11 protein-coding genes are annotated in these 11,918 nt (G+C 28.0%); 2 read left to right on the top strand and 9 right to left on the bottom strand.

Annotation, left to right across the window (positions count from 1 at the left end):
• Nucleotides 1-54 precede the first annotated feature (54 nt).
• Nucleotides 55-1,347, top strand: a complete 1,293-nt coding sequence (locus Q0W06_RS02865) for an APC family permease (RefSeq protein ID WP_297631140.1) — start codon at nt 55-57, stop codon at nt 1,345-1,347.
• Between the two features lie 52 nt (nt 1,348-1,399).
• Here the strand turns inward: Q0W06_RS02865 and Q0W06_RS02860 are convergent, their stop codons facing one another.
• The 5 genes from Q0W06_RS02860 to Q0W06_RS02840 form a co-directional block, all read right to left on the bottom strand.
• A complete protein-coding gene (locus Q0W06_RS02860) occupies nt 1,400-2,749 on the bottom strand; it encodes an MATE family efflux transporter (RefSeq protein ID WP_297631137.1) in 1,350 nt (449 codons plus the stop codon).
• 154 nt (nt 2,750-2,903) lie between these two features.
• Nucleotides 2,904-3,374, bottom strand: a complete 471-nt coding sequence (locus tag Q0W06_RS02855; RefSeq protein WP_297631135.1) for a hypothetical protein — start codon at nt 3,372-3,374, stop codon at nt 2,904-2,906.
• A 244-nt stretch (nt 3,375-3,618) separates the two neighbouring features.
• Entirely contained in the window at nt 3,619-5,328 is a 1,710-nt protein-coding gene (locus Q0W06_RS02850) for an Hsp70 family protein (RefSeq protein WP_297631133.1), read from the bottom strand.
• A 5-nt stretch (nt 5,329-5,333) separates the two neighbouring features.
• On the bottom strand, nt 5,334-5,909 hold the full coding sequence (gene grpE, locus Q0W06_RS02845; protein ID WP_297631131.1) for a nucleotide exchange factor GrpE: 576 nt from the start codon (nt 5,907-5,909) through the stop codon (nt 5,334-5,336).
• Between the two features lie 75 nt (nt 5,910-5,984).
• Entirely contained in the window at nt 5,985-7,187 is a 1,203-nt protein-coding gene (locus Q0W06_RS02840; RefSeq protein WP_297631128.1) for a DnaJ domain-containing protein, read from the bottom strand.
• A 188-nt stretch (nt 7,188-7,375) separates the two neighbouring features.
• Here Q0W06_RS02840 and Q0W06_RS02835 point away from each other — a divergent pair, with 188 nt between their 5' ends.
• Nucleotides 7,376-7,576, top strand: coding sequence for a hypothetical protein (locus Q0W06_RS02835; RefSeq protein WP_297631125.1), 201 nt, complete (start codon nt 7,376-7,378; stop codon nt 7,574-7,576).
• A 132-nt stretch (nt 7,577-7,708) separates the two neighbouring features.
• Here Q0W06_RS02835 and Q0W06_RS02830 read toward each other — a convergent pair whose 3' ends face one another.
• The 4 genes from Q0W06_RS02830 to galU all read right to left on the bottom strand — a co-directional run bounded on the left by Q0W06_RS02830 (nt 7,709) and on the right by galU (nt 11,915).
• Complete coding sequence (locus Q0W06_RS02830; protein WP_297631123.1) at nt 7,709-8,545, bottom strand: N-acetylmuramoyl-L-alanine amidase; 837 nt, start codon at nt 8,543-8,545, stop codon at nt 7,709-7,711.
• 1 nt (nt 8,546) lies between these two features.
• On the bottom strand, nt 8,547-9,668 hold the full coding sequence (locus tag Q0W06_RS02825; protein ID WP_297631122.1) for a YARHG domain-containing protein: 1,122 nt from the start codon (nt 9,666-9,668) through the stop codon (nt 8,547-8,549).
• 70 nt (nt 9,669-9,738) lie between these two features.
• A complete protein-coding gene (locus tag Q0W06_RS02820) occupies nt 9,739-10,878 on the bottom strand; it encodes a CapA family protein (RefSeq protein ID WP_297631120.1) in 1,140 nt (379 codons plus the stop codon).
• Nucleotides 10,879-11,042: 164 nt separating this feature from the next.
• A complete protein-coding gene (galU, locus tag Q0W06_RS02815) occupies nt 11,043-11,915 on the bottom strand; it encodes a UTP--glucose-1-phosphate uridylyltransferase GalU (protein ID WP_297631117.1) in 873 nt (290 codons plus the stop codon).
• Between the last annotated feature and the right edge of the window lie 3 nt (nt 11,916-11,918).

The following is an 11,918-nucleotide window of genomic DNA, read 5'->3' as shown; positions in this document are numbered from 1 at the left end:
AAAAGAAAAGGAGGTGGATACTGTTGCAAAGTTACACTTTGCAACAGTTATTTAATGAACAAAAAATCAAAAATTGGATTTCTTAGTATTGTTCTTTTAGGATTCAACGCTATCGTTGGAACTGGTATTTTCTTATTACCTAATAAAGCAATGGATTTAATTGGTCCAGCGAGTTTAGGAGTTATAGTATTTGATGCATTTTTAGCTATCACTATTGCTCTTTGTTTCGCTGAAGTTGGTAGTAAATTTAATCATAACGGTGGACCTTACATTTATACCCGTGAAGCTTTTGGTAATTTCTTTGGGTTTGAAGTTGGTTTTATGACATATGCAATTTGTATTATTGCTGCCGCTACTATGGCAGTTGGATTTACTACTGCTTTATCAGTATTTATTCCATCAGTTGCACAAGGTTTTACAAAAGATATAGTTATTATTGTTTTATTAATTTTACTAGCTATAATGAACCTTGCTGGGGTAAATCTTTCAAAGATTGTTATTAATGTTTCAACTATCGGTAAGCTTATACCTTTAATAGTTTTCGTTGCTGTTGGAATATTTTTTATAAAAGGTGGTAACTTTACACCTGTTTTTCCTCATGGTACATATACTCATGGTTCATTTGGTGCAGCTGCGCTTTTAATTTTCTTTTCTTTTACAGGTTTTGAAAGTATTGCATTAGCTGCTGAAGATATGGATGAGCCAAGTAAAAATATTCCAAAAGCTATCGTTGTTGTTATGCTTTTAGTTTCAATAATTTATATGCTTATACAAGCAATTTCAATCGGTGTATTAGGACCTAATTTAGCATCTGATTTAACTCCAGTTGCTACAGCATCAGCAAAAATGCTTGGACCTTTTGGTGGTGTCCTTGTAAGCCTTGGAATTTTAGTTTCAATAATTGGTATAAATGCTACTCAAGCATTCCTTACACCACGACTTGGAATGGCACTTGCAAATGATGGTCTTTTCCCAAAAGCTATGGCTAAAACAAGTAAAACTGGCGTACCATATGTTGCAATAATTATTAGTACTATAATAACAATTCCTATTGCTCTTTCAGGTAGTTTTACTCACTTAGCATTAATAAGTGCAATCTCAAGATTCGCTCAATATTTACCAACATGTCTTGCTGTTATTGTTCTTAGAAAGAAAAAGCCTGAACTTACAGGATCATTTAAAATTCCATTTGGACCTGTTATACCTATAATAGCAATCTTAGTTAGCATTTGGATTTTATTCCAATCTACTGCTCAAGAGATACTTTGGGGCTTCGGTGGTCTTGTAATTGCTATTCCACTTTATTTCTTTATGAAATATTATAATAAAAGAAACGTAAAAGAATAGTTATAATAAAAGCTATTACTCATCTCTAATAGATGCGTAATAGCTTTATTTTTTAACAAACTACTTTTAACCATTTTCCTGATCTTAGTCTAATCATTTCAAATCCGACTTTTATTATTTCTTCACTACAAACTAAGAAGTATACTAATACTACTGGCAAGTTAAGTACTGTAGCACCTATAAATGCCATTGGCACTGCATATAGCCATATTGTACCTGCTTGTACTAGCATAGAGTAAGTAGTATCTCCTCCACCTCTAAATACGCCTACAATCATTACTACATTAAAAAATCTTATAGGACAGAAAATTGCCATTACATACAAAACATTAACTGTATCTAAATATGTTCTATATTCAACATTAAATGGTGCTACTATAAATTTAGCTAATAATATAATTATCGCCCCTAAAGCAATCCCAAATATAGGCGATAGTGTTCCTAATTTTTTTGAATAATCAAAAGCTATCTCCTCTTCGCCAGCCCCTATTTTATTTCCTACCATTATGGACGCTCCAGTTGCAAGTCCAATGCAAATTACCATAAACATATTATTTAATGTTGTTGCAATTTGCATGGTAGCAACTGCACTAGTTCCAATTTGTGCATAGGCAATTGAAAATGCTGTCATCCCAAATGACCAAACAAGTTCATTTAATATAGTTGGTGTAGATGTTTTAAAATATTTTTTTACAAATACTTTATCAAAATCTCTCATTTCTCTTATATTTGCTGAAACTATATTCTTTTTAATATATACTACTAAAATTATATAAACCATTTCAACAATTCTTGCTATAACAGTTGCAATTGCTGCTCCTTCAACACCTAACTCTGGCATTCCTAAATTTCCAAAAATAAATACCCAATTTAAAAATGCATTTACTAATACACCTAATAAACTAGCTCTCATTGGAATTTTAGGTTGTTCTGTACTTCTTAATGCTGAAGAATATCCCATTGTTATATTAGTAAATATATAACTTACTGCTACTATTCTCAAATATCTTGCACCAAGTTCTATTACCATAATATCATTTGATAATATCCCCATTATAACTTCCGCAAAAGCTACCGCACCTAAACCAAATATAAAACTAGCTATAAGACCTACTGTTAAATCTAACCCCAATACTTTTTTTATTTCTTTTTTTTCTTTCTTTCCCCAATACTGAGACATAAAAATACTTGCTCCAGCATTTATTCCTGTTAAAGCTAACATAAATATAAAGAAATATTGATTTGCAAGACCTACTGATGCTATAGCACTTTCTCCTAACTTTCCAATCATAAGGTTGTCCACCAAATTAAGAGATGAAGTTATAAAGCACTGTAGAGTTATAGGAATTGCAAGAGTAATCATAGTTTTAATGAACTCTTTGTCTTTTAAAATTTTTCTCATAAATCCTCCTTGAGATTATTTTCCCTTTAGTTAAGTTATTTTTTCCAAAAGAAAAAAGCATACGGGTAATATTAGCTGCCCGTCTGCTTTGCTCAATTCAATTTACATTATATACAATTTTAGTTCATTTTTCTATAACTTTATTTACTTTTTATTAACTTTTCATTTTTATTGCAAAAGAATATGAATTTATAGCATCAACTTCAACATCATCTCTATAAGTAAATAACCTCTTTACTATTGCATCAAATTCCTTTTTATTTTTCTTTCCTTCATACACTTCAAAAGGAAAACATACTCTAACCCTTTTTATATTCTTAGGCTTTTCTAGTTTCTTCTCTTCTTTAGCTGGCTTAAATTTTAATGTAATAACAGCCTTATCAGCTAATGCCAATGCTATATCATCTATATAACCTTCATAATCACCTAAATTTGTTACAGTTGACCCTTCATAATTTCCATAAGTTGTTACATTCCACTTTCCATAAACACTTCTAAATCCTTCGCTTAATTCTGATACATCTATATCATTGTTCTCTAATGATTTACCACACATAGGGCAAAACATATATTCACTTTTAAATTCCATTTTACAATGTCCACAATGTTTACTTTTTATCTCCATCTCATTATCCTCCATATTTTTATCTACTCATTAATTATACCACCTATTTAAACCTTTTCATAAGTTTTTACTTGCTCTTAAAATAATTTAACATTATAAGAAAATAAAAAGAGAATTTCTTCTCTTTTTATTGTTCAAATATTAATTTTCTTTAACATTAATATCATTACAGTTAAATTTCCCTTTATGATTTACTCTCAAATATACTTTTTATATTTATAAGTTAGTCCTTCTGACTATACTCCTAATCTATATCAAACAATATATCTGTTAATCTATCATCTAGTTCGATAACTTTCTTTTCATCATTTTTTCTAATAGCTTCTTTAATTTCTAAAATTATAAAATTAACTTCTTTTAAAGTATTCTCATCCATCTTCTCACCTCTCTCCTTAGCTACATCTATACTCACTCTTACTAGATTATAAAGTTCTGATTCTTCAATAAGAGCTTTATCATCCTTTACTCCTATCTCTTTTGATAATTCTTCTAACTCTTCTCTATTTAATCTTTCCACTGCCATAATTTTATTTCTTTTTTGTCCTGTTGATAATACTTCTATAGATACATCTAACATTCCATTTAAATCATATGAAAAAGTCACTTCTATTTTTTCTTCCAAAGCTTTATTCTTAGGTATATTATCTATAACAAAATTACCAACAAATATATTTTCATCTGTCCATTTTTCTTCTCCTTGATATACTCTTATGTTAACCCTCTCTTGATTATCTGTTGCTGTTACATAAATTTCTGATTTCACTGCAGGTAACTTCATATCTCTTTTTATTATTGGGCTAAACTCATTTTCCTCTACTGCAACTCCAAGAGTATAACTACAAATATCCGTTACTATAAGACCATCCTCTGATTTTATCTCATCCTTTTTTATACCACCTTGTACTGCTGCTCCAAGTGCAACTGCTTCATCTGCATTTATATTTCCAACAACCTTATCGCCAAATTCATTTTTAAGCATTTCAGATACTGCTTTCATTCTGCTTGATCCACCAACTAAAAGAACAACATCTATATCTTTTTTCGTTATTCCTGCCGCTATTAATGATTCATTAACAATAGTTTCAGTTCTTCTAATTAACTCTTTTGTTACTTCATCAAACTGCTCTCTTGAAAAATCTATCTCTATATCAATAGGCTCTCCTTCTTTATCTATTCCTAAATTATTTATTATAATTTCAGTACTATTAGATACTGATAAATCCTTTTTTGCTTCTTCTGCAGCTTCATTTATTTCACTTTTTTTCTTTTTACTTAGTTTATTTATATCAATCTCTGTATTTTTCTTTATATACTCTAAAATATATTCTTCTATTTTCTTATCAAAATCTTTTCCACCTAAAAGATTATCCCCTCTGCTGGCCTTTACATCCATTATTCCTGAAAATAAGTCTAATACTGTACAATCAAAAGTCCCACCTCCTAAATCATAAACTAGTATCTTAGCTTCTTTCCCTATATTCTCTAAGCCATAATACATAGCTGCAGCTGTTGGTTCATTTATTATTCTCTCAACCTTAATCCCTGCCATTTGAGCTGCTTCTTTTGTTGCAGCTCTTTGAACTTCACTAAAGTTTGCTGGCACTGTTATTACAGCTTCATCAATTTTCCCTATCTGTTCTTCGGCCATTTCTTTAAGTTCTTTTAATATTATTGCCGATATTTGTTGAGGTAAATACTCTTTTTCATTTATTTTTATTTTTTCATTTGTTCCCATTAATCTTTTTACTTCTGTTATAGTTATTTCTGGTCTTATAAGCATTTGTCTTTTTGCTTTCTTTCCAACTATTATTTCATCTTTCTTTATTGTTACTACAGATGGCATAACATTTCCATCACAATACTTTTCATTTCCTATCATGATAGCTTTTCCATCTTTTATATATGCTACCTCTGACGTAGTAGTTCCTAAATCAATCCCTATTATATGTCCCATTTTAATTACTCTCCCCCATTTTTTATTACTACAACTTTACTTTCTCTAATTACTTCTCCTCTGTATTTATATCCCCTTTTTACCTCTTCAATGATGGTTTCATTTTCATATCCTTTTTTCTCTATAACTTCTACACAATAATGAACATCCTCATCAAATTGCTCTAATACAGTTTTTATTTTTTCTATCCCAATATAAGTTACCTTTTTATCTATAGCTTTTAAACTTTTATTAAGTATCTTTGAATTCTTCAATTCTTTCTTATCATCTAAATTCTCTTTTAATTCCTCTATTTCATCTAATACTCCTACAACTCCATTTAAAACTTTCTTTAAATTTTTTTTAGTTTCATCTAGTTCTCTATTTACCTTAATTAGGTCATTTTCTAATCCATCAATTTTTTCTAAGTATAAGCTTTCTAACCTTTCAAACTTCATAAGTTCCTTTTTTCTTAGTCTCTCACTATTATTAAAAATATCCTTTAACTCTTTGTCTTCAACTATTTTTTTTAATGAAGCTTTATCTTCCAAATATTTATTTTTATACTCCTCAAATTCTTTTATAAAATTAGTCCATTCCATTCTACATTCCTTCCTTATATAAATTCTAAAAGTGCAATAATTATGACTATTGCTAATATAATAAAAATATACGAATTATTTTTTTCTTTTCAGCTCATCATAAGGAATAAATCCGCCATACTTATCAAATAAACCTCTTGCATCTAATCTATATATTTCATTATGAAATTTTTCTAAAATCCTTAAGCTTTTTTTTAGTTTTTTTCTATCTTCTTCCTTTAATTTTTCTAAATAAAATGCTACTTCTTCATCTATTTCTTCTCTTTCTTCTTCATTTATGGCTATCCTTTTTCTAGATGATGCCAATAAAAATTTTTTCAATGTTCCTTGCAAACTACTTTTATCTATAGCTATTAACTTTTTTATCCTTCTTGTAGTTTCATTCATCCATTTTAAATTCATTCTATATTCTTCTTCTTCTAAATAACACTTTACCTTAATCAAATAATATTCTTCATCCTTTAAAACATCCATAAATCCTTCTGCATTCTTAAAATTCAATTCTTCTACAATGATACTTTTAACTATGTTTAATTTTTTTTCAACCTCTCTAGAATATTCTGTTTCTAAATTTAGAGCTTCCATTAAATAGCATATTCCTTTTTTATTATCACCCATTTTAAATCCTATTTTTGATAAATTGATATATCCTTCAAAACTACTTTGCTTACTTAAAAATGGAATAACATTATTTAAAACTATGTCATTTGCTTTATCAAACTTCTTATCCTCAATATATAAATTTATTATGTTGAAGTATGTTTCTATATTCTTAAATTTTAATATTGCTTTTTTCATATAAAAATTTAATTTTTCTTCCTTCTCTAATTTATATAAATACGTAATCATATTATCTATCTGCTCAAAAGTCACAAACTTTCCTTTTTCTAATACCTTTTTTTGCTTTTCATAAGCTAACTCGTACTCCTCTTCTATTTCATAAACTTTCGCTAATTCATTTAAGACATAAGGTACTTCTCCTTCTATTTTTAAAAAATTATAAATCTTCTTTTTCCCAATCTTTATTTCCCCATTTCTTATATGCTCTAATCCCTCATCTAATAGTCTTTGACTCTTCTCAGAATATCCATTTAATTGATCATACTTATATCTTCTTTCTTCATCTATTAAAGTCTCATATGCTTTATTAATTTCTGAAAATTTATCATTAAATTTTTCTGGTGGATATTTTCTAAGCATATTAGCATATGATTTTTTTATTTCATTTACTGTAGATATTTTAGAAATTTCTAAAATATCATATAAATTTATTTCCATATATTCCTCCTAATTAATAGTCTATTCTATATACTCCCATATCTATTAATATTTAATATGAAAATTATTTATTATAATTTTTTTATAAATTTAACTTTAATTTTATAATTTCTAATTTAAAATACATAAAAAGTTATGTTATGTTATAATATAAACATATAAATTTAATTTATGAGGAGGCATTTATTATGAATAAATTCCAAAAACAAGTTTCTAAAGAAACAAAAAAGAGATTAGACCTTGATACTAAAATCGAAGGTTTCACAAAACAACTTGAAACTATGGATACAGTTGGAGAAATCGAAAGTATTTTAGACCAAATAGATCTTTTACCATCATGGTATGAAGTAAAAAAACAAGTAAATAAAGAATTAAAAAGAAAAAAATAAGAAAAAAATTAAACTGTAGATAACTTTGTATAAATCAAAATTATCTACAGTTTTTATATTTAAGCACCTTATTAAAATTTTAATTCAAAACCTCTAATAGCTCTATAAAATAGTTTGTGTAAAAGCCTCTATCTATTTCTTTTCAAATTGAATCTTATCTATTCCATTACTTATACCTTCCACTATTCTCTCTTTACTTTCCTCCTGTGTTAAATAAAGTTCATCACTTTTATTAGATAAAAAACCCATTTCTAATAGTATTATTGGAACCTTAGACCAATTAAACCCTGTTAAATCATTTCTATAAACTAATCCTCTATTATTTAAATTAGTTTCTCTTATATATTCTTCAAGCACTATTTTTCCATACTCTTTACTTTTTTCTTCAACCTCTTTAGTAATATATCCTTTTTCTCTTGGTATAAGCATAGATGCCCCTTTTGCCTCTTTTGCAGTTGCACTATCACAATGTAGCTTAATAACTAAATCTGCATTTAGTCTATTTCCTTCTTCTGCTCGTTCTATATTGCTTAACGCTTCATTTACTTCTTTTCTTGTTAAAAATACATTATAACCTTTATTCAATAATTCCTTTTCTAACTTTAAGGCAACATCCATTACAATATTATATTCTGGTATTCTAGTAGTTTCTCCCATTGCCCCACTTGTATCTTTTAACTTTGTTTCATTCCCATTAGGTGATATTTTTTCTACACCTTTACTAGGATTTTTACTATGCCCTGGATCTATTAATATAGTTATATTCTTATTATTGGCATATTCACTTATTACTTCAGTTTCTATCTTGTCCTTTTGAACTTCTTTATTTTCTTCTTTTACTTTACTCTCTTCTTCTAAATAATTAATTTCATTCTCTGGTAACTGAATCTTCTTTTCATTATCTAAACACCCAGTAAGAATTCCTACTATCATTATAATTGTTAATGCCATAAACCACTTTTTCTTCATACTATTTTCCCTTTTCTAGGTTTGCTATCAGCTTAACATTAGCTCTTTCATATTCATTTAACTCATTGTCCGTACCTTTAAAATACGAATTTTTTCTATACCATGTCTTTGAATTAAAATAGTTCTTAAAAGGTTGTTGATGAAATTCATATCCATGTCTTGCATATATTTCATTTCTAATAAGTGCTAACTCTTCCTTTGTAAAATTTCTTAATTCATCTCTTCCTAAATATCTCGAATCGCTGTCATAAAAATAAAAGCCATCATTTTCAACATATGAATAATCCCACTCTTCCATTAAATGCTCATCTATTTTATCAAAGCTAGTTTCCATATTTTCAACCTTAGCCTCAACTTTTCTATAAAAACCATTATCTATACTATATCCATGTTTTGTTGCCCTATCTAATGCATACTTTGCATTTATATAATCTTCTTCTAGGTATTTTTCTTGAGCAAATGAGACTAAACATTCTCTTTTTATTTCTTCTCTCTTTTCCTTATCAATACTTTTCATAGTATCCAAATAATTTAAATACCCTATATCATTTTCTATTAACTCTAATATCTGTGGCTTTGCTTTTTCAAAGTTTCCATAAGAAATTATCTTATCATAATTTAAAAATTTCTCACCTATATTGGTAGTTTGTTGTATAGCTTTTTTATATTTTAAATACATTACATCGTCATAGAAACTATAAACTATTATTCCTCCAATTAATATACAGCCTAAAATTCCACCAACTATTAAAGGAGTTTTATTTTTTTCTTTTTTCTTACTTTCAAAATTTTTTCTTTCTAATTCTGCTCTATTTATGCCTATATCAGAGTTTTTTTGATATTGTATCCTCTCTCTCCTATTCTTCGCTTCCTGACTTTCTTCCTCGCTTTTATATAAATCTAATTTACTTTCTTCCTTTGCAATTTTTTTATCTCTATGTTCTAAATCCTTTTTTTCTCCATTTAAACTAGTTGCTTTATTTAAGTTATCTTCTTCACTTAAGCTTTGCTCTTCACTTAAATTCTTTTCTTCCTTCATAAAATTCGGATTAACTTTTCCGCAATATCCACAAAATTTCATTTTATCTGTTACTTTTTTTCCACACCATTTACAAAAAGCCATAAGATTCTCCCTAAAAATTTTTTCTATTTATTTATATTTCTATTCTTTATTCTTATGCCTAATTTGTCTTTTAATTATCTATTGAAAAAAATGTATCTTTTATTTTTCCATCTAGATTTGATAAAGAGTTAACATATCTTAATACTTCTTTTTTCTTTTCTCCTTCATAAGGTGTAGGTCTATAATCATTTCTATTACTTACAGAGCTTATACTAGTTGGTATAACTTTATACTCCATCTTTTTTAATTCATTATCTTCAAACTTAAACTTAGTTTGGAGCATTATTGCTCTTTTATCACTTGGATTTGAATTTCCTCCAAAGCTAAAATTACCTAAAGAATAAGCTATTAATTTTCCTTTATAATTTTCCATACTTTGAATTACATGAGGATGTGCTCCTAAAACCATATCAGCTCCATTATCTATAGCATATCTACCTAATTCAACTTGTACACTATAAGGCTTACCATCTCGCTCTATTCCCCAATGGAAATATGGAATAACAACTATAGCTCCCTTATCTCTACAATCTTCAATATCTGCCTTTATCTTTTCTTTAAATTCTTTAGTATCACTCCAAGCTTGGTATCCTAAAAAAGCAAATTTAATCCCTTTTATATCTTTTATTATTTTATATCCCTCACCACAGTAATCTATATTAGCTTCTTCTAAAGTTTGAATTGTATCATCAAAGCCTTTTTGTCCATAATCATATATATGGTTATTAGCAACTGTTACTCCTTCAATATTTCCTTCATTAAGAATATTCACAAAACTTTTTGGTCCTTTAAAATGAAATACTGTTCCAGCACCCTTATCTTTTTTTATATTTGAATCAGTAAATGTAGTTTCAAGATTAACTAATGTATAATCATCTTTATCAAAAATATCTTTTACATTTTTCATAATTGTACTATAGTTATTCCCTGCATTTGCTACTTCTGCATTAAAGCTTGACCCATATCCAAACTTAGGATCTGTTCCTAAGGTACAATCTCCAGCTGCTGTTATTACAATTTCCTTTTTCTCTACTTTTTTAACTTCCTCTTTTACTTTTTCTTTTCCACTTTTACCATTTGCTTCTTTAGTAATATTATTATTACCTTTATATATCATAACTCCACTACACCCAACTACAAATAATATTATCCCTATAGCTAAAGTTTGTCTTCTTCTAAATATAACATCTCTTTTTCTTTTTTTTCTCATAAATTTCTTTTCCCCCTTACTACTTTTTATTCCTAATTTTAACATATTAGAAATATTTAGTACACAAATTATTCACATGTATTGTTTTATTACATCAGATTTTGTAGAACTATAAACATAAAAAAAGAAGATTGCTTTGCAATCTTCTTTAAATAAGGCTTGTTCTATTTTAATATTCCTTTTAAATACTCTGTAAATCCATCTTTTAATTCATCTCTTCTTAAAGCATATTCTACAGTTGCTTCTAAGAATCCAAGTTTATCTCCAACATCGTATCTTCTTCCTTGGAAGTCATATGCATACATAGCTTCTTCTTTTATAAGATCTAAAAGTGCATCTGTAAGTTGAATTTCATTTCCCTTACCTGGTGCTGTTCTATCTAATATTTCAAAGATTTTTGGTGTTACTATATATCTTCCAAGTATAGCAACATTAGATGGAGCTTCATCTATGTTTGGTTTTTCAACTAATCCTTTAACCTTCATTACTCTGTTTTCAATTTCGATTCCATCAACTATTCCGTATTTATTAACTTTATCGTGAGGTACAGTTTGAACTCCTAGTACAGAAGTATGATATTCGTTATAGCAATCAATAAGTTGCTTTAAACAAGGTTTTTCATCGTTATAAACAATATCGTCTCCTAAAAGTATTGCAAATGGCTCATCTCCAACGAAAGCTTTAGCACAGTTTATTGCATGGCCAAGTCCTCTTGGTTCTTTTTGTCTAATATAGTGAATATCAACCATATTTGAAATATCTTGAACCATATGAAGCATTCCTTCTTTTCCTGCTTTTTCAAGTTCTAATTCAAGTTCTACACTTCTATCAAAGTGATCTTCTATACACTTTTTACTTCTTCCTGTGATAATAAGAATTTCTTCAATTCCTGAAGCTATCGCTTCCTCAATAATATATTGTATAGTTGGTTTATCAACTATTGGAAGCATCTCCTTAGGTTGTGCTTTAGTTGCAGGTAAAAATCTTGTTCCAAGACCTGCAGCAGGAATTATCGCTTTTCTTATTTTATTATCCATAAT

Source organism: uncultured Clostridium sp., assembly GCF_947072515.1.
GTDB lineage: Bacteria > Bacillota > Clostridia > Clostridiales > Clostridiaceae > Clostridium.
The sequence above is the reverse complement of the archived record's forward strand: the minus strand, read 5'-3'. Positions and strand labels throughout refer to the sequence as shown.

What these genes read in the sequence shown, in the direction of transcription:
- Q0W06_RS02865 (WP_297631140.1), top strand. Translation starts at nt 55, where the DNA reads ATGAACAAAAAATCAAAAATTGGATTTCTTAGTATTGTTCTTTTAGGA.
- Q0W06_RS02860 (WP_297631137.1), bottom strand. Translation starts at nt 2,749, where the DNA reads ATGAGAAAAATTTTAAAAGACAAAGAGTTCATTAAAACTATGATTACT.
- Q0W06_RS02855 (WP_297631135.1), bottom strand. Translation starts at nt 3,374, where the DNA reads ATGGAGATAAAAAGTAAACATTGTGGACATTGTAAAATGGAATTTAAA.
- Q0W06_RS02850 (WP_297631133.1), bottom strand. Translation starts at nt 5,328, where the DNA reads ATGGGACATATAATAGGGATTGATTTAGGAACTACTACGTCAGAGGTA.
- grpE (WP_297631131.1), bottom strand. Translation starts at nt 5,909, where the DNA reads ATGGAATGGACTAATTTTATAAAAGAATTTGAGGAGTATAAAAATAAA.
- Q0W06_RS02840 (WP_297631128.1), bottom strand. Translation starts at nt 7,187, where the DNA reads ATGGAAATAAATTTATATGATATTTTAGAAATTTCTAAAATATCTACA.
- Q0W06_RS02835 (WP_297631125.1), top strand. Translation starts at nt 7,376, where the DNA reads ATGAATAAATTCCAAAAACAAGTTTCTAAAGAAACAAAAAAGAGATTA.
- Q0W06_RS02830 (WP_297631123.1), bottom strand. Translation starts at nt 8,545, where the DNA reads ATGAAGAAAAAGTGGTTTATGGCATTAACAATTATAATGATAGTAGGA.
- Q0W06_RS02825 (WP_297631122.1), bottom strand. Translation starts at nt 9,668, where the DNA reads ATGGCTTTTTGTAAATGGTGTGGAAAAAAAGTAACAGATAAAATGAAA.
- Q0W06_RS02820 (WP_297631120.1), bottom strand. Translation starts at nt 10,878, where the DNA reads ATGAGAAAAAAAAGAAAAAGAGATGTTATATTTAGAAGAAGACAAACT.
- galU (WP_297631117.1), bottom strand. Translation starts at nt 11,915, where the DNA reads ATGGATAATAAAATAAGAAAAGCGATAATTCCTGCTGCAGGTCTTGGA.